This is a genomic window from Croceibacterium segetis, assembly GCF_011320115.1.
Lineage (GTDB): Bacteria > Pseudomonadota > Alphaproteobacteria > Sphingomonadales > Sphingomonadaceae > Croceibacterium_B > Croceibacterium_B segetis.
Genome location: NZ_JAANOZ010000007.1, coordinates 116,498 through 137,956, shown reverse-complemented (window position 1 = coordinate 137,956; position 21,459 = coordinate 116,498). Strand labels below are relative to the sequence as shown.

Annotated in this window: 27 protein-coding genes; 14 read left to right on the top strand and 13 right to left on the bottom strand. The window is 67.1% G+C overall.

Annotated features, from left to right (window positions below; genetic code table 11):
• The first annotated feature begins 93 nt into the window (after positions 1-93).
• Positions 94-489 carry a YiaA/YiaB family inner membrane protein gene (locus G7B69_RS10245; protein WP_166178863.1) on the top strand — a complete coding sequence of 132 codons (396 nt, stop codon included), beginning with the start codon at positions 94-96 and terminating at the stop codon, positions 487-489.
• Here the strand turns inward: G7B69_RS10245 and G7B69_RS10240 are convergent.
• Genes G7B69_RS10240 through G7B69_RS10225 form a run of 4 tightly spaced genes read right to left on the bottom strand, consistent with a single transcriptional unit; the run spans position 434 to position 4,832 of the window.
• Positions 434-1,627 carry a hypothetical protein gene (locus G7B69_RS10240; RefSeq protein ID WP_166178861.1) on the bottom strand — a complete coding sequence of 398 codons (1,194 nt, stop codon included), beginning with the start codon at positions 1,625-1,627 and terminating at the stop codon, positions 434-436. The genes G7B69_RS10245 and G7B69_RS10240 overlap by 56 nt on opposite strands.
• The gene (gene ubiB, locus G7B69_RS10235) at positions 1,627-3,183 is read right to left on the bottom strand and encodes a 2-polyprenylphenol 6-hydroxylase (protein ID WP_166178859.1); all 1,557 of its coding nucleotides are present in this window, start codon (positions 3,181-3,183) and stop codon (positions 1,627-1,629) included. The genes G7B69_RS10240 and ubiB overlap by 1 nt, the downstream gene beginning before the upstream one ends.
• Position 3,184: 1 nt before the next feature.
• A complete protein-coding gene (locus tag G7B69_RS10230; RefSeq protein WP_166178857.1) occupies positions 3,185-3,916 on the bottom strand; it encodes a class I SAM-dependent methyltransferase in 732 nt (243 codons plus the stop codon).
• 10 nt (positions 3,917-3,926) lie between these two features.
• The gene (locus tag G7B69_RS10225; RefSeq protein ID WP_166178855.1) at positions 3,927-4,832 is read right to left on the bottom strand and encodes a DMT family transporter; all 906 of its coding nucleotides are present in this window, start codon (positions 4,830-4,832) and stop codon (positions 3,927-3,929) included.
• Between the two features lie 48 nt (positions 4,833-4,880).
• Here G7B69_RS10225 and mutM point away from each other — a divergent pair, with 48 nt between their 5' ends.
• From mutM to G7B69_RS10195, 6 genes are all read left to right on the top strand, one after another.
• A complete protein-coding gene (gene mutM / locus G7B69_RS10220) occupies positions 4,881-5,696 on the top strand; it encodes a bifunctional DNA-formamidopyrimidine glycosylase/DNA-(apurinic or apyrimidinic site) lyase (RefSeq protein ID WP_166178931.1) in 816 nt (271 codons plus the stop codon).
• A gap of 91 nt (positions 5,697-5,787) precedes the next feature.
• Positions 5,788-5,958 carry a hypothetical protein gene (locus G7B69_RS10215; RefSeq protein WP_166178853.1) on the top strand — a complete coding sequence of 57 codons (171 nt, stop codon included), beginning with the start codon at positions 5,788-5,790 and terminating at the stop codon, positions 5,956-5,958.
• Between the two features lie 142 nt (positions 5,959-6,100).
• Positions 6,101-6,361, top strand: a complete 261-nt coding sequence (gene rpsT, locus G7B69_RS10210) for a 30S ribosomal protein S20 (protein WP_166178851.1) — start codon at positions 6,101-6,103, stop codon at positions 6,359-6,361.
• Positions 6,362-6,788: 427 nt separating this feature from the next.
• Complete coding sequence (dnaA, locus tag G7B69_RS10205; RefSeq protein WP_166178849.1) at positions 6,789-8,264, top strand: chromosomal replication initiator protein DnaA; 1,476 nt, start codon at positions 6,789-6,791, stop codon at positions 8,262-8,264.
• Positions 8,265-8,363: 99 nt separating this feature from the next.
• The gene (locus tag G7B69_RS10200; protein WP_166178847.1) at positions 8,364-9,134 is read left to right on the top strand and encodes a HesA/MoeB/ThiF family protein; all 771 of its coding nucleotides are present in this window, start codon (positions 8,364-8,366) and stop codon (positions 9,132-9,134) included.
• Positions 9,135-9,205: 71 nt separating this feature from the next.
• Positions 9,206-10,144 carry an alpha/beta hydrolase gene (locus G7B69_RS10195; RefSeq protein ID WP_166178845.1) on the top strand — a complete coding sequence of 313 codons (939 nt, stop codon included), beginning with the start codon at positions 9,206-9,208 and terminating at the stop codon, positions 10,142-10,144.
• A 24-nt stretch (positions 10,145-10,168) separates the two neighbouring features.
• Here the strand turns inward: G7B69_RS10195 and G7B69_RS10190 are convergent, their stop codons facing one another.
• Entirely contained in the window at positions 10,169-10,876 is a 708-nt protein-coding gene (locus tag G7B69_RS10190; protein ID WP_166178843.1) for an NAD-dependent deacylase, read from the bottom strand.
• 35 nt (positions 10,877-10,911) lie between these two features.
• Between G7B69_RS10190 and dapB the strand changes: the two genes are divergently transcribed.
• From dapB to G7B69_RS10170, 4 genes are read left to right on the top strand one after another with little or no spacing between them, the layout of a single operon-like run.
• Entirely contained in the window at positions 10,912-11,643 is a 732-nt protein-coding gene (gene dapB, locus G7B69_RS10185; RefSeq protein WP_166178841.1) for a 4-hydroxy-tetrahydrodipicolinate reductase, read from the top strand.
• A 20-nt stretch (positions 11,644-11,663) separates the two neighbouring features.
• The gene (locus tag G7B69_RS10180) at positions 11,664-12,068 is read left to right on the top strand and encodes a nuclear transport factor 2 family protein (protein WP_166178839.1); all 405 of its coding nucleotides are present in this window, start codon (positions 11,664-11,666) and stop codon (positions 12,066-12,068) included.
• Positions 12,065-12,745 (top strand): endonuclease III, encoded by a 681-nt coding sequence (gene nth, locus G7B69_RS10175; RefSeq protein WP_166178837.1) that lies wholly within the window; start codon positions 12,065-12,067, stop codon positions 12,743-12,745. Before G7B69_RS10180 ends, nth begins: the two co-directional genes overlap by 4 nt.
• 27 nt (positions 12,746-12,772) lie before the next feature.
• Positions 12,773-13,168 (top strand): DUF6491 family protein, encoded by a 396-nt coding sequence (locus tag G7B69_RS10170; RefSeq protein ID WP_166178835.1) that lies wholly within the window; start codon positions 12,773-12,775, stop codon positions 13,166-13,168.
• Here the strand turns inward: G7B69_RS10170 and G7B69_RS10165 are convergent.
• Both G7B69_RS10165 and dapE read right to left on the bottom strand, forming a co-directional pair.
• Positions 13,165-14,475, bottom strand: a complete 1,311-nt coding sequence (locus tag G7B69_RS10165) for a dicarboxylate/amino acid:cation symporter (RefSeq protein WP_166178833.1) — start codon at positions 14,473-14,475, stop codon at positions 13,165-13,167. The genes G7B69_RS10170 and G7B69_RS10165 overlap by 4 nt on opposite strands.
• 1 nt (position 14,476) lies before the next feature.
• Complete coding sequence (dapE, locus tag G7B69_RS10160; protein ID WP_166178831.1) at positions 14,477-15,622, bottom strand: succinyl-diaminopimelate desuccinylase; 1,146 nt, start codon at positions 15,620-15,622, stop codon at positions 14,477-14,479.
• 52 nt (positions 15,623-15,674) lie between these two features.
• Here dapE and G7B69_RS10155 point away from each other — a divergent pair, with 52 nt between their 5' ends.
• Positions 15,675-16,136 (top strand): cupin domain-containing protein, encoded by a 462-nt coding sequence (locus tag G7B69_RS10155; RefSeq protein WP_166178829.1) that lies wholly within the window; start codon positions 15,675-15,677, stop codon positions 16,134-16,136.
• On the opposite strand, the gene G7B69_RS10150 is transcribed toward G7B69_RS10155, so the two are convergent.
• Complete coding sequence (locus tag G7B69_RS10150) at positions 16,137-16,802, bottom strand: glutathione S-transferase family protein (RefSeq protein ID WP_166178827.1); 666 nt, start codon at positions 16,800-16,802, stop codon at positions 16,137-16,139.
• Positions 16,803-17,014: 212 nt separating this feature from the next.
• On the opposite strand from G7B69_RS10150, the gene G7B69_RS10145 reads away from it, so the two are divergent.
• Complete coding sequence (locus tag G7B69_RS10145; protein ID WP_166178825.1) at positions 17,015-17,413, top strand: DUF6152 family protein; 399 nt, start codon at positions 17,015-17,017, stop codon at positions 17,411-17,413.
• 2 nt (positions 17,414-17,415) lie between these two features.
• Positions 17,416-18,180 carry a hypothetical protein gene (locus G7B69_RS10140; RefSeq protein WP_166178823.1) on the top strand — a complete coding sequence of 255 codons (765 nt, stop codon included), beginning with the start codon at positions 17,416-17,418 and terminating at the stop codon, positions 18,178-18,180.
• Here the strand turns inward: G7B69_RS10140 and yihA are convergent.
• The 5 genes from yihA to rpmH all read right to left on the bottom strand — a co-directional run bounded on the left by yihA (position 18,177) and on the right by rpmH (position 21,417).
• A complete protein-coding gene (yihA, locus tag G7B69_RS10135) occupies positions 18,177-18,815 on the bottom strand; it encodes a ribosome biogenesis GTP-binding protein YihA/YsxC (RefSeq protein WP_166178821.1) in 639 nt (212 codons plus the stop codon). The two genes, G7B69_RS10140 and yihA, sit on opposite strands and share 4 nt — an antisense overlap.
• Complete coding sequence (gene yidC, locus G7B69_RS10130) at positions 18,812-20,605, bottom strand: membrane protein insertase YidC (RefSeq protein ID WP_166178819.1); 1,794 nt, start codon at positions 20,603-20,605, stop codon at positions 18,812-18,814. Before yidC ends, yihA begins: the two co-directional genes overlap by 4 nt.
• A gap of 31 nt (positions 20,606-20,636) precedes the next feature.
• Positions 20,637-20,846, bottom strand: coding sequence for a membrane protein insertion efficiency factor YidD (yidD, locus tag G7B69_RS10125; RefSeq protein WP_166178817.1), 210 nt, complete (start codon positions 20,844-20,846; stop codon positions 20,637-20,639).
• Positions 20,843-21,208, bottom strand: a complete 366-nt coding sequence (gene rnpA / locus G7B69_RS10120) for a ribonuclease P protein component (protein WP_166178815.1) — start codon at positions 21,206-21,208, stop codon at positions 20,843-20,845. The genes yidD and rnpA overlap by 4 nt, the downstream gene beginning before the upstream one ends.
• Before the next feature lie 74 nt (positions 21,209-21,282).
• Positions 21,283-21,417: a 50S ribosomal protein L34 gene (gene rpmH / locus G7B69_RS10115; RefSeq protein ID WP_166178813.1), complete on the bottom strand. Its 135-nt coding sequence runs from the start codon at positions 21,415-21,417 to the stop codon at positions 21,283-21,285.
• Positions 21,418-21,459 lie beyond the last annotated feature (42 nt).

The window sequence follows — 21,459 nt, the reverse complement described above, 5'->3', positions numbered from 1 at the left end:
GCTCCGTCCAAGGCCAGACATGCCTTGCGATGGTTAAGTTTTGCCTAGCGGCCCCGGGTGGGGCATGGTCGCGCCCGAACGAGGAGGAACCCCATGCGTTTCGTGCTCACCGCGCTCGCCATGATCGGCGGCATCGTCTTCACATTGATTGGCCTCGGTTTCTTCTTTCAGCCGGAAAGCACAGGCGCCAGCTTTGCGCTGCTTCCGGACGGCATTCCCGGCCTCGCGGTGATGCGCGCCGACATGACCGCTTTCTTCGTCGTCGGCGGCGGATGCATGATCTGGGGGGCCTGGAAGCGCAACGGCGAGCTTCTGCTGGTGCCCGCCGCGCTGTTCGGCATCGCCTTCACCGGCAGGCTGGTGACGGCCGTGGTCGATGGCGCGACGCCGCAGTTCTGGCTGCCGATGATCGTGGAGGGCGCGACGGTCGTCGTTACGCTGCTGGCGAGCCGGCACTTGCCGCATGAGGCCGTCGGCGAAGGGCACTGACGAGGTCCCACAGCGCGCGCGGCACGAACGCCAGCCCGGCGCCGTAGGCCGGCAGAACCAGCGAGAGCCAGTAGAAGTTCATCCGCCGGGCAAAGATCGAAACGATCATGAAGTAGCCGACGAACCACAGTGTCGCGAACAACCCCCGGCGGCCGCCGAGCGCCGCCCAGCCAAACAGGGGCAGCAGCGCCAGCAGCGGCCCGAGCCAGAGCGGCAGCGTGAACGGGAGGTCGAGCCAGCCCGGCAGCTTGCCCAGGCTGGCGACGGACATCAGCCCAAACAGCGCCAGGACGGGCCCCTGCAGTCCGCTCCAGCCCTGCGACGGCAAATCGCCCGGCAAGCGATAGGCAGCGACCATTTGCGCGTGCAGAGCCAGGCCCACGGCGAACATCGTCACCAGGGCCGCAAGCCCGGCGAACTCGCGCCAGCGCCGCTGCGAGGCCGCGAAGGCCGCCCACAGCAGCACGAACGGCAGCGCCAGCTCGCGTATCGCCAGCGCGCAAGCGGCGAGGAGCAACGAAGGCCACCAGCGCCACGGCCGGTACAGCACCAGCGCGGCCGAGAGGGACAGCCCGGCAATGATCTCGTGGCTGAGGCCGACCTCGGTCAGCCAGGCGCCCGCGCCGAAAACCGCGACGGCAAGCGCCGCGCCGATCCGCTCGACCCAGTGAACCCGCCCGGCGGTGAACCAGATCATCCCCAGAACGGTAATCAGCCACAGCACACCCGCCACGATGCGCCAGCCGGTCAGCCCGACGATGACGGTGGCCCAGGCAAGCGTCGGAAGCCGCACGGCGACGAACGGCTTCGTCGGATAGTGGCTCTTGCGCTGCTCGGCGAGCGCGGCGTGGTAGTAGTTCTCGCCCGCCGCGACGCGGTGATCGATGGTCTTGTAAAGATCGAAATCGCGCCGGTCGCCGCGGCTCAGCCGCTTATGGATCTCGCTCGACGCGCGATGGCCGTAGCGATGCTCGGCGGGCACGGCCCAGATGCAGGCGAGGACGGCCAGCGCAAGGGTCGCGAGCGCCGCCCAGCGCGGCAGATGCCGGAATGGCCGCCGCAGGGCGCTCCACCGGCCGACCAGGTCGGGAAGGCGCAGCGGCGAACGGCCCAAGCCGTCGGTCACCGCACTGCTCATCAGCCGAGCCACCCCGCCGCGAGCGCGGCCCAGACCAGCGCGGCGCCGGCCAGCGCGGCGACGGCATAACCGAGCAGGCGCAGCGGCCACAGCTCTCGCTGGTCCCACATCAGGCGGATCTCGGGCAGCGGCGGCTGCTCTGGCGCGCCGCCGCGCGGGGGGAACATCTCTTCGATCCGGCGCACCAGCGCAGGCAGGCGCAGCAGCGTCTGGACATCGGTGCGGATCCGGTCGGCGAGCGCCGCTTCGGGGCCCAGTTCGTCGCGAATCCAGCTGCGCACGTAAGGTGCCGAGACGTCCCACATGTTGATCTCGGGATGGAGCTGGGTAGCGATGCCTTCGACCATGACCATCGTCTTCTGCAGCAGCAGCAAGTGCGGCTGGGTCTGCATGTCGAAGTCGCGGGTGATCGCGAACAGCCCGTCGAGCATCATCCCTACGCTGAGCTCGCTTACCGGCTTGCCGCGCATCGGTTCGCCGACCGCGCGCAGGGCGGTCGCGAACTCGTCGACCGAGTGGTAGCTCGGCACGTATTGCGCCTCGAAATGGATTTCCGCCACGCGCTGGTAGTTGCCGGTGGTCAGGCCGTAGAGGATTTCCGCCAGCCATTGCCGCGCGCGGCGGTCGATCCGCCCCATGATCCCGAAGTCGATCGCCACGATCGCCCCGTCGGGGCGCACGAACAGGTTTCCCTGGTGCATGTCGGCGTGGAAGAACCCGGCGCTGATCGCCTGGGTCAGGAATGCCAGCACCAGCCGGCTGGCGAGCGCGGGCAGATCGTGCCCGGCCGCCTTGAGCGCCTCGGTGTCGCTGATCTTGATGCCGTCGATCCACTCGATGGTCATCACCTTGCCGTTGGTGCGGTCCCAGTCGATCGACGGGATGCAATAGCCTTCGAACCCGCGCATGCCCTCGGCCAGCTCGGAGGCGGAGGCGGCTTCGCGGCGCAAGTCGAGCTCGCGGTTGGTCCAGCGCTTGAAGTTTGCGATCGTCAGCCGCGGGCGCAGCCGCGCCGCCTCGCCGCCGAGCGCCTCGAGATGCGCCGCCGCCCATTCGTAGGTCGAGATGTCGCGGGCGAAGCGCTCGCGGATGCCGGGGCGCAGCACTTTGACCGCCACCTGCTTGCCGTCGCTGGTCACCGCGCGATGCACCTGCGCGATCGAGGCGGAGCCCACCGGCACCGGGTCGATCTCTGAGAACAGCGCTTCGACCGGCGCCTCGAAGCTGCGGGCGATCTCGGCGCGGATCGCCGCGAACGGCACCGGCGGCAAATCGTCCTGCAGCGTCAGCAGGTTTCGGGCCGCCTCCTCGCCGACGAGGTCGGGCCGCGTGGCGAGCGACTGGCCGAGCTTGATCGCCGCCGGGCCGATCGCCTGGAACGCCGCCGCGTAGTCCGGGTTGCGCGGCTGGACCGTTCCGAAACGGGCAATCCGGGTGAGCCGCTTAACCGGTTGCGGGGTGTTCGGGTCGTGCTCGATCCCGCGCAGCGCCCCGTGCTTCGCCAGCGTGCGGCCCCACTTGAGGAGGCGCCAGATGTGCGTCGAGGGGCGCGTCACGCTAGATCTTCCAGCCCGAATGAATGGCCACGAGCCCGCCCATGATCGGCTCGACCTTCGTCCGCGCGAAGCCGGCCTGGCGGATCATCCCCTCGAACTCGGGCATCGGCGGGAAGCGGCGGATCGATTCGATCAGGTAGCGGTAGCTGTCCTCGTCGCCGGCGATGGCCTTGCCGATCCGCGGCACCAGTTTGTGCGAATAGAGGTCGTAGGCCTGCTTGAAGCCAGGCCACTCGGTGCTGGAGAACTCGAGGCAAAAGAACCGGCCGCCGAACTTGAGGACCCGGTGCGCCTCGGCGAGCGCGTGGTCGATATGGGTCACGTTGCGGATGCCGAAGGCGATCGTGTAGGCGTCGAACATCCGGTCCGGCAGGGTCAACGCCTCGGCGTTCTGGCGCGACCAGACGAGGCCGTCGATGCCGCGGTCCATCGCTCGCTCGATGCCGACGTCGAGCATCTCCTGGTTGATGTCGGCCACCGTCACCTCGGCGCCGCGCTCGGCGAGGCGGAAGGCGATGTCGCCCGTCCCGCCGGCCATGTCGAGGATCGCCTCGCCGGGCTGCGGCTTCACCCGGCGGACGAAGCGGTCCTTCCACAGCCGGTGCATCCCCGCCGACATCGCGTCGTTCATGACGTCGTATTTCTTCGCCACGCCGGAAAAGACTTCGCCCACGCGGCGGGTCTTTTCCTCGGGGGCAACGTCTTCGTATCCGAAGGAAACCTGGTCGCTCATAGCCGGTCCTCTAGCGGCGCGCCTGCCGGGGCGCCAGCGCGCTCACCACGATACCGATCAGGATCAGGGCCATGCCGGCGAAGTGGTAGGCGTGAAGCGGCTCGCCGAGCAGCGCGGCCGAAAGCAGCGCGCCGAACAGCGGGAGCAGGGTGATCGCTTGTCCCGCCCGGGCCGGCCCGACCACGTCGGCCGCGTTGTTGTAGATGAGATAGGACACGAGCGAGGGGAGCAGCGCGACATAGAGGAAGGCCGCGCCCACGCCGGCGTGCCACTGCATCGGCGGCCCGGTGAGCGCTTCCCACAGCGCCAGCGGGGCGACCGCGGCCACACCGACAAGGAACGTCGCCAGGAGGAAGCTCAAGGGCGATACGCGGGGCCGCTTGCGCAGCAGCACCGTGTAGACCGCCCAGTCGACGCATGCGATCAGAACCAGGCCGTCGCCCAGGCCGAAACGGAAGCCGAGCACATGGCTCGGCTGTCCTTGGAACACGATCACCGCAACTCCGAGCATCGAAGCCAGAATGCCGAGCAACTGCAGCCAGCCGGCGCGCACTCCGAACAACAGCCGATCCGCAGCGAGGACCGCTGGGGGGATCGCCGCCTGCAACAGCAGCCCGTTTGTGGCCGTGGTGTAGTGCAGGCCGGTGTACATGATCGCGTTGAACGCCGCGACGCCGGTCAGCCCGAGCAGGACCACGATGGGCCAGCTCTGCCGCAGCGCCCCCCAGTCGCGCCGCAACGGACCGATCGCGAACGGCAGCAATACCAGGCTCGCCCCGGCCCAGCGAACGAACGACAAGACGAAAGGCCCGACGTCGTTCCGCACAGCCCGGCCGACAATGGAGTTCCCGGCCCACAGGAGCATGACCAGCCCAAGGAGAACATAAGCGCGAGCTTGCTGGCGGTCGGCGGGCATCGCGGGCGGCCCTAGTCACTAGGCAAACGCTTGTCTAACGAAGCCGCGATGCCCGAGCTTCCCGAAGTCGAAACCACCGTGCGCGGGCTCGCGCGATACCTCGAGGGGGAGCGGCTCGAGCACGTCGCGCTCCATCGCCCCGACATGCGCTTCCCGTTCCCCGACGGCTTTGTCCAACGCCTCACCGGTGCCCGGGTGACCGGGCTCGGGCGGCGGGCGAAATACGGCCTCGTCCACACCGACCGCGCGCTTACCATGGTGTTCCATCTCGGCATGAGCGGCCGCTGGCGGATCGATCCCGAGACGATCGGCAAGCACGATCACCTCGTCCTCGAGACTGCCGGGCACCGCTTTGCGCTGTGCGATCCCCGCCGATTCGGTTTCGTCGACCTGATCGCCAGCGACGCGCTCGACGCCTGGCCGCCGTTCATGGCCCTGGGGCCGGAACCGCTCGGGCCACAGCTCACCGCCGCGCACCTTCGGACCGCGTTCGCCGGGCGCAAGCAGGCGGTGAAGCTCCTCCTGCTTGACCAGGGCGTGGTCGCGGGCCTCGGCAACATCTACGTCTGCGAGGCGCTTTTCCGCGCGCGGATCGATCCGCGAAAGCCGGCCGGGCGCGTGTCGAAGCCGGCGCTCGAGCGACTTGTGCTCGCCGTCCGCGAGGTGCTCGGCGAAGCCATCGACGCGGGCGGATCCTCGCTTCGCGACTACGCTCGTCCTGACGGCGAGCTCGGCTATTTCTCCAAGCGCTTCGACGTCTACGGCCGAGAGGGCCAGGCGTGCCGCCGCGGCGACGGGGGCTCGATCAAACGCGTCGTCCAGGGCGGCCGAAGCACCTGGTTCTGCCCGCGGTGCCAGCAGTAGATTCATTGGTTGCGGATAGCTTCGGGCAGTCATACTAACGCTCGAAAGGTCACAGGGGACCACCGACACAAGAGGGGGAGGAACCTCGGGCATGCCCGACGGCCGAAGCAGCTCTTCGAGCAGCCGAAAGGAGCGTCGTGACAAGCGCCGGCGCAGGAATCGCAAGCGCGAGAAGCTGTTCTACAACTTGAGCTGGCTGCTCGGCGGCCTCGCCGTGGGCCTGCCGCTGCTGGGGATCATTCTCTATTTCCTGTCGCGCTGACCGGCCGACCAGCCGCACCGGTGATTGACGTCGCGCTCGCCCCCGGCTAAGGGCGCCGCTCTTCGGCGAGCCATCGCCGCTTTCGCCGATTCGACGGACTAAGGTTACGGCCGTGCATCAGCCGGCCCGATAGAGGAACGACATGGCCAATACGCCGCAAGCCAAGAAGCGCATCCGCCGCAACAACGTTCGCGCGGAGATCAACGGAGCCCGCGTGAGCCGCATCCGCAGCTTCGTCAAGAAAGTCGAGTTGGCGATCGCCGGCGGCGACAAGAAGGCCGCCGCCGAGGCGCTGCGCGAAGCCCAGCCCGAACTGGCCCGCGGAGTCGCCCGCGGCGTGATGCACAAGAACACCGTGGCGCGGAAGATGAGTCGCTTGAGCAAGCGAGTCGCAGGCATGTGATTCGTTTTCCCGGCCGGCTGGTCGGGAACGAAATCGGAACGGGGCCGGCGCGAAATCGCCGGCCTTTTTTTGCGCCTGCGAAAGGTTCGCGCCGGGCTTGGTAAAGAGTGTAGGATTTTCCGCGATTCGCATGGCGTGCGGCGCAAAAACGGCAGAAATCGGCCATTTTAACGCACGCCCGCCGGGTTCCGGCGAGTCAAGACTCTATATTTCACATTTTTTACACGAGTGCCCTTGCCCTTCGGCCGGAAGGGCCTTTTAAGAGCGGTCACGGGCTGCGGCATTCGATGCTTCAGCTCTCATGTTGAGACGACGATTGGCGGGCGCCGCCCTCTTGAAAACGAGGGTTTCGGCGAGGGGCGGAGCATTGCGTGCGCACCGTGTCGTCTCTGGGGGTTTTGGATCGCAAGAGACGGGGCTGTTCGAAATGATTCGAATTGGCGCACATGCCGGTCATCCGGCAGCCGGAGGGGAGAGCCGTAAGGTGGGGCAGATCGAAGACCAGGAAGCTGTCGACCTCGCCGCCGATTGGGCGGACATCAGCCAGGGCTTGCGCAAGGATTTGGGGCACCAACTGTTCAGCCAGTGGATTCGCCCGATCCAGCTTGGCGGCTTCTGCAAGGATACCGGCACGCTCGACCTGTATCTGCCGACGGAGTTTTCGGCCAACTGGGTCCAGGACCGCTTCCACGACCGGCTCAGCCTGGCGTGGAAGATCGCCCGCGGCGAAGTGCGCAACGTGCGCATCGGCGTGCACCCGGGCCGCCGCAAGCTCGGCGACATCGATCTGCGCGGCCAGGACGGCTTCGGCCACCGCGCCGCCAACGACGCCGTCCCCGGAATGGCGATGGCTTCGATCGGCGAGCATGGCTTCACCAGCTCGGTCGGGCTCGACCCGTCGCTGACTTTTGCTGCGTTCGTCACCGGATCGACCAACGTGCTCGCGTTCAACGCCGCCGAACGGATGGCCAAGACCGAGACTCCGCAATTCTCGCCGCTCTACCTCAAGGCTGCGACCGGCCAGGGCAAGACGCACCTGCTCCACGCGGTCGGCCATTCGTACTTGCAGGGCCACCCGCGCGCGCGGATCTTCTACTGCAGCGCCGAGCGCTTCATGATCGAGTTCGTCCAGGCCCTGCGCCAGAACGAGATGATGGAGTTCAAGGCGCGCCTGCGCGCGTTCGACCTCCTGTTGGTCGACGACATCCAGTTCATTATCGGCAAGGCCGCTGCGCAGGAAGAACTGCTTTACACGATCGATGCGCTGCTCGCCGAGGGCAAGCGGCTGGTGTTCGCCGCCGACCGCGCGCCGCAGGCGCTCGACGGTGTCGAGCCGCGCCTGCTCAGCCGGCTGTCGATGGGGCTGGTCGCCGACATCCAGTCGGCCGACATCGAGCTGCGCCGTTCGATCCTCGAATCGAAGCTCACCCGCTTCGCCCCGCTCGAAGTCCCGGCCGACGTGATCGAGTTCCTCGCGCGGACGATCAATCGCAACGTCCGCGAGCTGGTCGGCGGGCTCAACAAGCTGATCGCCTACGCCCAGCTGACCGGCCAGACCGTCTCGCTGCAACTCGCCGAAGAGCAGCTGACCGACATTCTCTCTGCCAACCGCAAGCGGATCACGATCGACGAGATCCAGCGCACGGTATGCCAGTTCTACCGCGTCGACCGCTCGGAGATGTCGAGCAAGCGGCGCGCCCGCGCGGTGGTGCGCCCGCGCCAGGTGGCGATGTACCTCGCCAAAGTGCTCACGCCGCGCAGCTACCCTGAGATCGGCCGCAAGTTCGGCGGCCGCGATCACTCGACGGTGATCCACGCGGTGCGGCTGATCGAGGACTTGCGCAAGCGCGACGCCGATATGGACGGCGACGTGCGCAGCCTGTTGAGACAGCTGGAAAGCTGACCGGCACCCCCGGCAAATTCACAAGTTTTGGACGGCCTGTCGGCAACCCTTCAACAGGGTTGTCGACATGGGCCGTGCGCCCGCTCTAGGAGTCCGCGCATGGCCCTTCCGCCCGACCGCCTCGACCGTTTCGCGCGCCACATCGTGCTTCCCGAAGTCGGCGGAGCAGGACAAGCGGCGCTGGCGAAAGCGCGCGCGGTGCTGATCGGTCTCGGCGGAATCGGCTCGCCGGCCCTGCAGTATCTCGCGGCGGCTGGCATCGGCACGCTGGTCCTGGTCGACGACGACACCGTCGATGCGACCAACCTGCAGCGGCAGACGATCTACTGCGAGAGAGACGTGGGCCATCGCAAGGCGGAGTTGGGCGAAGTGTGGGTCAACGATTTCGACCCCGACATCGAGGTGCACTGGCACGCCGAGCGGCTGACGCGGGACAACGCGTTCGAGCACATCGCCGGCGCGGACCTGGTGCTCGACGGCTGCGACAATTTCGCCACTCGCCTCGCCGTGTCCGACGCCTGCGTCGCCGCGCGCATCCCGCTGCTCAGCGCCGCCGTCGGCCGCTTCCAGGGCCAGGTCGGGGCGTTCGCCGGGCACCTGCCGGACCAGCCATGCTATCGCTGCTTCGTCGGCGACGCATTCGATGCCGACGACTGCGACACTTGCGCCGAGGACGGCATGCTCGGCGCGATGGCCGGGTGGACCGGCACGTTCGCCGCGCTGCAGGCGATCCGCGTGCTGCTCGCGCCGGTCGGAGGCCTCGGAGACGCTCAGTTCGGCAAGCTCCACGTGCTCGACGGGCTGACCCCGAGCCTGCGGACGATGACCATTGCCAAGGACGCGGCATGCCGCGCGTGCAGCAGCGCATGATTGCCTAATCCCCGTTGACCGCCTGGCGCTTCCGGCTACATTTGTCGGAGTTTATCGGTCGGGGGAATCCTATGCCTGTCACACGTTACGCGGCCCGAGCGCTGGCGATGTTGGCGCCGCTGGCGCTGGCCGCGCTCGCCGTTCCGGCGGGGGCGCAGAATGACACCATGACGCCGATGGCCATCCCGCCGCAACCCAACGCGATCAAGCTCGGCACCGGTCCGTTGGCGGGCGCGAAAGTGGCCGAGAGCTGGCACAGCCAGTACGGGAGCTCCTTCGCCCGTAACGTTACCGAAGCGACCCTGATGCCGTTCTTGCCGGATCCGGGCAAGGCGACCGGCGCGGCCGCGATCGTCGCGCCGGGCGGCGGCTTCGTGACCCTGTCGATGGAAAACGAAGGCTGGGACGTGGCCAAGGCGCTGGCCAAGGAGGGCGTCGCCGCGTTCGTGCTCAAGTACCGGCTGAACCAGTCACCCGCTTCGCTCGCCGAATACGCCGATTCGATGCGGCGCCCGCGCTCCGGGCCGCCGCCCGGCGGTTCGTCGGCGGGGGGGCAGGCATTCGCCGGGCTCAAGCCCCAGCTCGAGGACGCGCGCGCCGCATTCGCGCTGGTCCGTTCCCGCGCCGGCCAATGGGGCATCGATCCCGATCGTATCGGCATGATCGGCTTTTCGGCGGGGGCGATGCTGACGATGACCACCGAATACGCGGTGGCGGACGCGAAGCCCGCGTTTCTGGGCGATATCTACGGCCCGATGGGAACGGTCGACGTGCCGACGGACGCGCCCCCGCTATTCGTCGCGGTCGCCGCCGACGACCCGCTGTTCGGTAACGCCGGGTTCGGCATCGTCGAGAGCTGGCGCAAGGCCGGGCGGCCGGTCGAATTCCATTTCTACGAACAGGGCGGCCACGGTTTCGGAATGTATCCGAAGACGACCACCAGCACCGGCTGGTTCGCGGCGTTCAGCAGCTGGTTGCGGATGCACGGGTTCCTCGACCGCAAGCACTGAGGCGGCCAGGGGCGGCCTCGACCGTCAATCTTCCCGCTGCAGCAGTTCCTCCACCCACTCCGGCACCAGCTCGCTTGCCGGGCCGAGCCGGGTTTCATCGAACCAGCGCGAGCCCTGACTGCGTTCGAGGTTGAGCTCGAGCGTGGCCGCGCCATGACTTGTGGCTTCCTGCACGAAGCCCGCCGCCGGATAGACCGCGCCCGATGTGCCGATCGAGACGAACACGTCGGCGCGGGCGAGTGCGGCGAAGGTCTCGTCCATCCGGTAGGGCATCTCGCCGAACCAGACGATGTCGGGGCGAAGCGCGGCCGCGCCGCAGGCCGGGCACGGCGGCTCGTCGCGCAGGATGCCCGTCCATGGGTGGCGCGCGTCGCAGGCGGTGCACCAGGCGCTGAGTCCCTCGCCATGCATGTGCAGCACGCGCCGGGCGCCGGCGCGCTCGTGCAGGTCGTCGATGTTCTGGGTCACAATAAGCAGCTCGCCACGCCACTCGCGATCGAGCCGCGCCAGCGCGTCGTGTGCCGGATTCGGCTGCGCGGCGAGGATGTTCGCCCGCCGCACGTCGTAGAAGCGCTGGACGAGGTCGGGATCGCGGCGAAAGGCTTGCGGGGTGGCGACGTCCTCGACGCGGTGATCCTCCCACAATCCATCCGCGGCGCGAAACGTGCGCAGGCCGGATTCTGCGCTGATCCCCGCGCCGGTAAGGATGACGATATTGCGATGCGCGGCCATGTGCCCCATGAAGCACGGCTCAACGCGGAGGCGCAATGGCACGGATCGGCATCATCGGCAGCGAGGGGCGCATGGGCCACGCGCTCGTCCAGGCCATCGCCGCGGCCGGGCACGAGCTGGCGGGCGGAGTCGACAAAGGAGGCGACGTCGCATCGCTGGCCGACGCGAGCGAGGCGCTGCTCGATTTCTCCGCCCCCTTCGCGCTCGACGCCAACCTCCACGCGGCGATCGGCGCCGGGGTGCCGATCCTGGTCGGCACCACCGGGCTCGACGAGGCGAATCAGGTCGCGCTGGATTGCGCCGCGCGGGCGATACCGGTGCTGCAGACCGGCAATACCTCGCTCGGCGTGACCCTGCTGGCCCACCTGGTGCGCGAGGCGGCCAGCCGGCTCGGACCCGAATGGGACATCGAGGTGCTCGAAATGCACCACCGGATGAAGGTCGATGCGCCGAGCGGCACCGCGCTGTTGCTCGGACAAGCGGCAGCCGAGGGGCGCGGGGTCGAGCTTGCCGACAACTCCGAGCGAGGGCGCGACGGACAGACCGGCGCTCGCAAGGCCGGCGCGATCGGCTTCGCCAGTTTGCGCGGCGGCACCGTCGCCGGCGATCACACGGTGATCTTCGCCGGCGAGCATGAGCGTTTGGCGCTCTCGCACAGCGCGGAAGACCGGATGATCTTTGCCCACGGCGCCGTGCGCGCAGCGGCGTGGCTGATCGGCCGCGACGCCGGCCGCTACACGATGCCGCAGGTGCTGGGGCTAAGCTGACTTCGGGAAGGGAACGAAACATGGCAGGCGATAACGTCGCGGTGATCCGCGGCATCTACGAGGCGTTCGAGAGCGGCGACATTCCTGCGGCGATCGGCGCCATGAGTCCGGAGATCGTGTGGAACGAAGCCGACGATTTCCCTTATGCGGATCGCAATCCGTACGTCGGCCCGCAAGCCATCCTCGAAGGGGTGTTCGGCCGAATCGGCGCCGAGTGGGATGGTTTCGGCGCCAAAGTCGAAGAACTGCTCGACGCCGGCGACACCGTGGTCGCGCTCGGCCGCTACTGCGGTACTTGCAAGGCGACCGGAAAGTCGCAGGATACCCAGTTCGTGCACGTCTGGCGGCTTCGCGACGGCAAGGCCGTGCGTTTCCAGCAATATGCCAACACGCTGCACGTCGCGCGGGTGATCGGCCAGGCGTGACGAAAGCGGAAATCTTCGAATTCTTCCGTCTGCTCGCCGAGGACAATCCCGATCCGCAGACGGAGCTCGAGTTCGGCAACGTCTATCAACTGCTCATCGCCGTCGTGCTGAGCGCCCAGGCGACCGACGTCGGCGTCAACAAGGCGACCCGCAAGCTGTTCGCCGAAGTGAAGACGCCGCAGCAGATGGTCGAGCTTGGCGAGGACGGCCTCAAGCGGCACATCAAGACGATCGGGCTGTTCAATTCAAAAGCCAAGAACGTCATCGCCTTGTCCGAGAAGCTAATCGCCGAGCATGGCGGCGAGGTTCCGCGCGATCGCGACTCCCTTACCGCGCTGCCGGGCGTCGGGCGCAAAACCGCGAACGTCGTGCTCAACTGCGCGTTCGGGGAGGAGACCTTCGCGGTCGACACCCATGTGTTCCGTGTGAGTAACCGCACCGGCCTCGCCAAGGGCAAGACGCCCGAGCAAGTCGAGGCCAAGCTCGAGAAGCGCGTGCCGCAGCCGTTCCGCGCCGGAGCGCACCACTGGCTGATCCTGCACGGCCGCTACACCTGCAAGGCGCGCCTGCCCGAGTGCTGGCGGTGCGCGGTGAACCACTTGTGCGAATTCAGGAACAAGGTCCTCGAGCCCCCCGTTGGCAGAGGTAGGCGGGCGCCCGCTCCGCGATCTGCGTGAGCCCGTGCCCGCAGGAGGAGACGAACCATGAAACACACGCTCGCTGCCGCTTCGGCCCTCACCGCAGCGCTCGCCGCTTCGGCCTGTACGCCAACCGCGTCGGTTGGCGCGCAAAGCCGTGCGCCGGCACCAGCCGTCGTAGCCGCCGGACGGCCGGTGGATTGCGTGCGCGTCGCCGACATCTTGGAAACCAAAGTCTACGACGATCAGACGATTGACTTCATCATGCGTAACGGAACCCGTTATCGCAACACGCTCGCTTCGCGCTGCCCCGACCTCGGCCGCGAGAAGCGCTTCGGCTACAAGATCACGACCGGCAACTTGTGCAGCGTCGACACGATCACCGTGCTGATCCAGGGTAGCTCGATTCCGGGCCCGACCTGCGGCCTCAGCCAGTTCGCCCCGGTGGCGCTGGCCCGCTAGGCGCTTGGGTCGAGATCGAGTCCCTGCCGCCCATGTGTGGGCGTGTGGCTCGGCGCGTGCGGCGGCTCGACCTCGTCGGGCTTGGGCTTTTCGAGCATCCCCTCCCACTTGGTGATGACCGAAGTTGCCACGGCATTGCCCACGACGTTGGTCGCCGAGCGGCCCATGTCGAGAAACTGGTCGATCCCGAGTAGCAGCGCGATGCCCTCGATCGGCAGGTTGAACTGGGTCAGCGTCGCCGCGATCACCACCAGGCTCGCGCGCGGAACGCCGGCGATGCCCTTCGAGGTGACCATCAGCGTCAGCAGCATGACCACCTGTTGCTCGGTCGTCAGCGGGATGCCGTAAGCCTGCGAGATGAAGATCGCCGCGAAGCTCATGTAGATCATCGAGCCGTCGAGGTTGAAGCTGTAGCCGAGCGGCAGGACGAAGCCCGAGATGCGCCGCGGCACGCCGAAGCGGTCGAGCTGCTCGAACAGCTTGGGCAGCGCGGCTTCCGAGCTGGCGGTCGAGAAGGCCAGGATCAGCGGGGCGCGGATGTAGCGCACCAGCGCGAAGATACGGCGGCGCAAGAACATCGCGCCGATCGACAGCAGCAGCACCCACAGCAGGATCAGCGCGAAGTAGAACTCGCTCACCAGCACGCCGTAAGTGGCGATAATCCCGAGGCCCTTGGTGGCGACGACCGAAGCAAGCGCGCCGAAGACCGCGAACGGGGCGAAGCGCATCACGTAATCGGTCACTTGCAGCATCAGGTCGGCGAGCGCCTCGGCGGCGCGCACGAGCACCGCGCCGCGCTCGCGCAGCGCCGAAAGCCCGACGCCGACGAAGACCGAGAACACCAGGATCTGCAGGATGTTGTTCTGCGCCATCGCGTCGAAAGCGCTGGTGGGGAAAATCTCGAGCACGAAGTGGCGCAGGGTGAACTCGCTCGTCGCCAGCTCGCCGACCGGCGTCGCCGCGCTGAGCGCCAGGCCGACGCCGGGGCGGAACAGATTCACCAGGATCAGCCCGAGCGTTAGCGACATCAGGCTCGCACCGACGAACCAGCCGAGCGCGCGCCCGCCGATGCGGCCAAGCTCGCGCGCGTCGCCGAGACCGGCGATGCCGCTGACGATCGTGCCGAACACCAGCGGCGCGATGATCATCTTGATCAGCCGCAGGAACACGTCGGGCAGCAGTTTGAGATAGTCGGCCCACTGCGCCAGCGCCGGGTCGCCCGCTGCGAAGCTCTGGTTGAGCGCGAAGCCACAGGCGATGCCGAGCACGAACCCAACCAGGATGAACAGCGTCAGCCGGTGACCCATCTCACTTCCCCTCCAGCGCCGCCAGCGCGATCCGGCGGTAGATTCGCACCAGCGTTGCCAGGTCCTCGACCGCGATCGCTTCGTCGCGCTTGTGCATCGTCGCGTTGACCGGCCCGAAATCGATCACCGGGGCAAGATCCTTGAGAAACCGCGCGTCCGACGTGCCGCCGCTGGTCGAGAGCTCGGGATCGATCCCGGTCTCGGCCTTGATCGCCTCCGCCAGCAGCTTTGAGAAGGGGCCGGGAGGGGTGAGGAACGGTTCGCCCGAGATGATCGGCTCGACTGTGCCGCCGTGCTTCTGCGCGATCTCGCTGACCTTGTGCGCCAGCTCTGCGCCGGTGTGCAAATCGTTGAAGCGGATCGAGATACGCCCGACCGCTCGCGGAGGGATCACGTTGTGCGCGGGGTTGCCGACCTGCAGCTCGGTGATCTCGAGATTCGACGGCTCGAACCACTCGGTGCCCTGGTCGAGCACCCACGCGTCGAGCTCGGCCAGCATCGCCACCAGCCTGGGGATCGGATTGTCGGCCCGCTGCGGATAGGCGACGTGCCCTTCCCGCCCCTCGACCGTCAGCCAGACGTTGATCGAGCCGCGGCGGCCGATCTTCACCATGTCGCCGAGCTTCGCAACGCACGTCGGCTCGCCGACGAGGATCAGGTCGGGCACCTCGCCGCGCTCGCGGATCAACCCGATCAGCGCCCGCGTGCCGTGGATCGCCGGGCCTTCCTCGTCGCCGGTAATGATCATGCTGAGCGTGCCCGCTTCGCCCGGGATTTCCGCCGCCGCCGCGACCATCGCCGCGATCGAACTCTTCATGTCCACCGCGCCGCGCCCGAAAAGCATCTCGCCGCCCGGCGCCTGGCGCCGCTCGGGCGTGAACGGGCGGCTGTTCCAGCCCTCGCCCGCCGGAACCACGTCGAGGTGGCCGGCAAAGGCGAAATGCCGCGATCCCTCCGCCCCTCTGCGAATCGCGAAGCAGTTCTCGACCGGATCGGAGCCCTCGCCGGCTATGAAGCGATGGATCTCGAACCCGAGCGGCGCGAGCATGGCCTCGAGCGCGTCGAACACCGGCCCGTGCGCGGGGGTCACGCTCTCGCAGGCGATCAGCGCCTCGGCGAGCGCGACGGCGTCACTGGCCTTAGTCATGGCAGCGGGTTAGACGAGCCGACCGCAGCTTTCCAGCCGGAGCGAACCTGCAATGCCCAAGCTCGATCTCGAGGCCATCCCGCAAAGCAATCGTACCGGCTATCCAGCGCCGTATGACAAACCGATGCCGGGGCGCTGGTACCGCCGTCTCGCGCCCGTCGCCGGGCTTACCGAGATGGGCGCGAGCCATGTGGTGCTCAAACCGGGCGGCTGGTCGTCGCAGCGCCATTGGCACGCACTGGAGGACGAGCTGGTCGTCATCCTTTCCGGAGAAGCGGTGCTGGTCGAGGACGGCGGCGAAACGGTGCTTCGCGCGGGCGATGTCGCGGCGTGGCCCAAGGGGGTTCAAGACGGACATCACCTGCAGAATCGCAGCGTCGAGGACTGCGTGATGATCGCGATCAGTGCTGGCGACAGCGCCAACGACACCGGCGAATATCCCGACATCGATCTCAAGTTCGCCGGCGACGGCTACCTGCACAAGGACGGTACGCCCTATCCGCCAAAGGCCTGATCAGGCGGGCTCGGTCTCGAACTGCTCGATCGTCCATTCTTCGCTTTCGGCGGCGTGGACCCACTGCTGCAGCCACTCGTGCTCCCACACCGCCTGCATGTAGGCCTGGGCGAAACCGGGCACGCCGATGCCGTAGGTGACGAACCGGCTGACCACGGGCGCGTAGAAGATGTCGGCGGCGCTGAAGGTGCCGAACAGGAAGGGTCCGCCCTTGCCGAAGCGCGCCCGAGCCTCGGCCCACAGGCCGAGGATGCGCACGATATCGCTGCGGGTTTCCTCGCTGAGCTCGATCCCGCCGATGCGCTTGCGGATATTGACCGGGCATTGCCGGCGCAGCGCGAGGTAGCTCGAATGCATCTCGGCGACCATCGCCCGGGCCATGCCGCGCGCGGCGTCGTCCTTCGGCCAGAAGCGGTCGCGGCCCACTTTATCCGCCAGATATTCCATGATCGCCAGGCTGTCCCACACGACCACGTCGCCGTCCCACAGCACCGGCACCTTGCCCGCCGAGGGCTGGAATTCGCCGTCCTGGCGCTTCATCGCCTGCCAGTCGTCGCCATCGATATGGACGGTCAGTTCCTCGAAATGAAGGCCAGACTGCTTGGCCGCCAGCCAGCCGCGCAGCGACCAGCTCGAATAGTTCTTGTTGCCGATGATCAGCTTCATGAGCGCCGCCCTAAGCATTCAGCCCTTTGCTGTCGAGGCTGAACAGGTCCGCTGCTGCGAGCCCCGGAGATGGGGAAATCGAGACACGCAGTGAGGTGTATTTCCGCCACTTGGAATGGAGGTCCGAATAGCGGAAAAATGTTTCCGCTCCGCGCTATAGGATGTATCCTTTGGGCCGAGGCGCCAGACGGCGCGACGGAGAGATTCGGACCATGTCTATCAAACCAACGGCCGCGCTCGCTGCGAGCTTGGCCCTCTTACCGGCCGCGGCGCAGGCACACCATTCGTTCGCGGCATTCTTTGATCCGAGCAAGAGCGTCACAATCACCGGCACGGTGACGGAGTTTCGCTTCACCAACCCGCACGGAATGGTCGCGCTCGACGTCAAGAAGCCCGACGGCTCGATCGAAAAGTGGCGCGCCGAGACCAATGCCCCGGTGGTGCTCGTGCGCCGCGGGTGGACGCGCGACGCGATCAAGCCCCGCGACACGGTGACCATCGACGGCTGGCCATCGCGCGATGGACGCAATTACCTTCGCCTGCGCGATTTGAAGGACGCCCACGGCAAGCCGATTGGTTCGCTGCCGTTCGGCCAGAAGGACCAGAGCTGACGATGCGCTTTGCCCTCATGCTCGCGGCAAGCGCCGCGGCCCTCGCCTGCGCGCCGGTGATGGCGAAGTCCGGGGACCCCGCCCATCCCGATCTGACCGGCTACTGGGGCCCGTCGTTCACCAAGAGCGAGATGCCGGCGGACCTCAAGGCCAAGCTCCCGCCCAACACGGTGATATTGGACGACACCGGCGTCGCCGAATACCCGCAGGGCGAGTACGGCGGGCTGATTCCGACGCCCAAAGCCAAGGCAAGGGCGGATGCCTGGAAGCCCGAAGACGAGATGACCCTCGCGCGCGTCTGCATGCCGCAATCGGTCATCTATGCCGAGCAGGGCCCGTTTTCGATGGAGATCGAGCAGGCACCCGGTCTCATCGTCTTCCGCTACGAGTATTTCGATCAGGTGCGGCTGATCCACACCGACGGTCGGCCCCATCTCCCAGCCGAGGCGCCGCATAACAAAGTAGGCGACTCAATTGGGCACTGGGAAGGCGATACCCTCGTGATCGATACCGATCATCTCGAGGCGTCGACCCTCACCAACAACGGCCTCGATCACTCGAACAACGTCCATCTTGTCGAACGCTATCGCCTCAGCCCGGACGGCAAGCGCCTCGAAGCCTCGCAGTGGTTCTCCGATCCCGAAATGATCGCCAACAACGGTGCGCGCTACATCGTCTGGGACAAGCAGCCGGGCAATTACATCAACCCCTACGAATGCGATCCCACCCTGGCGACCGAGTATCAGGGGGTGAAGGCGGGGAACTAGGTCCGCACGTCCGCCAGCACGGCGGCGCGCAGCTCGGCGATTCCCATGCCTTTTTCGGCGCTGGTGACATGCACGATGGGGAACGCCGCAGCATGCTTGCGCGCCTCGGTCTCCGTGGCGGTAAGGACGGCGGCCAGCTCGCTCGCCTTGATCTTGTCGGCCTTGGTCAAGACCAGGCGATAGCCGACCGCGGCCTCGTCGAGCATCTTCATCATTTCGAGATCGACCTCCTTCGCCCCGTGGCGGGCGTCGATGAGGACAAGCGTTCGCTTTAGCACGGCACGCCCCCGCAGGTAGGTGCGTACCAGCTGCTTCCACCGGTCGACGACCTTGATCGGCGCCTTGGCGAAACCGTATCCGGGCATGTCGACCAGCCGGAACTGCGTCGGCTCGCCGACCTCGAAGAAGTTGAGCTCCTGCGTCCGCCCCGGTGTCACCGAGGTCCGCGCGATCGCCTTGCGGCCGGTGAGCGCGTTGAGCAGCGAGCTCTTGCCGACGTTCGACCGGCCGCAGAAGGCGATCTCCGGCGCGTTCGGCTCGGGCAGGAAATCGAGCTTCGGGGCCGAGAGGAGGAACTCCACGCGGCCGGAGAACAGCCGCGCCGCTTCCTTCGCCAGCGCGTCCGCGTCGCTCACTTCTTGTCGCGCGCGGCGGCGCGTGCCTGGTCGGTCTTGTCCTTGTTCGCTTGCGCCCTCAGCTGCGGGTGCTTCGAATAGAGGTACTGCTGCTGCGCCACCGACAGCAGGTTCGAGGTGATCCAGTAGAGCAGCAGGCCCGCCGCGAACGGCGCCATGACGAACATCATCACCCACGGCATCAGCGAGAAGATCTGCTGCTGCACCGGATCCATCTGCGCCGGGTTGAGGCGGAAAGTGAGCCACATGGTGATGCCGAGGATCACCGCCAGCACGCCGATGCCGAGGAAGCCCGGCGGGTTGAAGTCGAGCAGGCCGAACAAGTTGAGGATGTGCAATGGATCGGGCGCCGAAAGGTCCTTGATCCACAGCACGAACGGCTTGTGGCGCATGTCGACCGAGAGCAGCAGCGTCTTGTAGAGCGCGAAGAACACCGGGATCTGCAGGAAGATCGGCAGGCAGCCGGCGAGCGGGTTGATCTTCTCTTCCTTGTAGAGCTTGGCCATCTCCTGCTGGAGCTGCTGCTTGTCGTCCTTGTAGCGTTCCTGCAGCGCCTTCATCTTTGGCTGCACCGCGCGCATCTGCGCCATGCTGGCGAACTGCTTCTGGGCTACCGGAAACATCAGCCCGCGGATGATGAAAGTCAGCAGGATGATCGCCACGCCGAAGTTGCCGACCAGTGTATAGAGATGCTTGAGGAGCCAGAAGATCGGCACCTCGAACCAGCGGAACCAGCCCCAGTCGATCGCCAGACCGAACTTCGCGACCCCGGCGTCCTCGTACGAATCGAGAACGTCGCTTTCCTTGGCCCCGGCGAACAGCCGCGTGGTGCGGGTCAGCGCCTTGCCCGTGGGCACGCTGACCGGGTCGTAGATCAGGTCGGCACGATAATGCTCGGAATCGACCGCGCGGAAATCGGCCTTCGCGCCAGCCTTATCCTGCGGGACCAGCGCCGAGAGCCAATAGATGTCCGTGAAGCCGACCCAGTTCGGCGCGCCCGCCGGGCTGACCTCGCCGGCCTTGGCGACATCGTCGTAGTTGTTCGAAAAATCGACGGCGGCGTCAAAGGCGCCGATCGGCCCCGAATGGACCGTCCAGGTGTCCTGGCTGGCGGTGCGGCTGGTGCGGTTGATGAAGGCATAAGGCTGCGCCAGCGCAGGCGTGGGCGAGGTGTTGGCCACCGTCTGCTCGGCGGTGATCATGTAGCGCTCGTCGATCGAGAAGCGGATCGTGAACCGCTGGCCCGCGCCGTTGTCCCACCTCAGCGTGACCGGCTTGCCGGGAGCCAGCGGCCCGCCGCTCGCCTGCCATTGGGTGTTGGCGTCGGGCACCTTGACGCCCTGTCCGACCCAGCCGAACTGGGCGAACTGTTGCGCCGGCGTGCCGGCGGGGGAGAACAGCCGCACCGGGCCCGAGTTCTTGGCAACGGTTTCGCGATGGCTCTTGAGCTCGACGTCGTCGATCCGCGCGCCGACCGGGTTGATCGTGCCGAGCAGTTCGGGCGCATCGATCTTGACGCGGCCCGGCGCGGCGAGATCGGCGGCGAGGTCTTTCTGCTCGAGCGCGAGGTCCTTGGCGTCCTGCAGCCCGCCTTCGCGCGTGCGGGTGACCTTCGGCGGCGGCGCGGTGCCCTGTACCTGGTCCACGGAAGCGCCGGGAGTTGTCTGTTCGGTGACCGGCGCGGCGGGATGTTTCGATTCCGGATAGAGCCGGCTCATCGCGAACTCCCAACCGAAGAACAGCGCGATGCTCAGCAACACGGCAATGATGAGGTTGCGATTATTGTCCACCGATGGTCCCTAATTCAATCGAACGGCGCATTCAGGGCACCGGGTCATAGCCATGTCCCCCCCAGGGGTGGCAGCGCATTAGCCGCTTCGCCGTCATCCATCCACCCTTGATCGCGCCATGTTTTCCCAGTGCTTCGATGGCGTATTCGCTGCACGAAGGCTGGTAGCGGCACGAAGGCGGCAGCACGCGCGACGGGCCGAGCTGCCATCCCTTGGCGAGAAGGATCAGGAGCTCTTTCATCGCCGTCGCCGCCTCGCCGGATCGCCTTTGCCTTCGCGGGCCCGAGCCAGGGCGGCGGAAAGCTCCCCCTGCATCGTGGCGAAGTCGCGCTCGACCCCGCCCTCGCGGCCGATCAGCACATGATCGGTATCGGGCAGGCCCTCGTCCGGCAGCGCGGCACGTAGCAGCTCGCGGAAGCGGCGCTTCATCCGGTTGCGGACGACAGCGTTGCCGATCTTCTTGGTGACGGTGACGCCGAAGCGCTTGCCTGCGCCGGCATTCGGCAGGGTCAGCAGGACGAAGCCCACGCGCGCGTTGCGCAAGCCCTTGTTGGCCGCGACGAATTCGGCGCGCTTGCGCAGAACGGAGATGGGGTCGCCCATTGCGACGCCGATGTAGGCACTGATTCGATGCGCGACCAGCGGGTCGCGAGTCAGCTCTCTACCAAGCGTTTAAATCAGGCGCTGAGCTTCTTGCGGCCGCGGGCGCGACGGGCGCGCAGGACCTTGCGGCCGCCGACGGTCGCCTTGCGGGCGCGGAAGCCGTGACGGCGGGCGCGAACAAGGTTCGACGGCTGGAAAGTGCGCTTCATGGCGAAGTCCTCGAAAATCAATAAAAACGGCCGCCGGTAAAG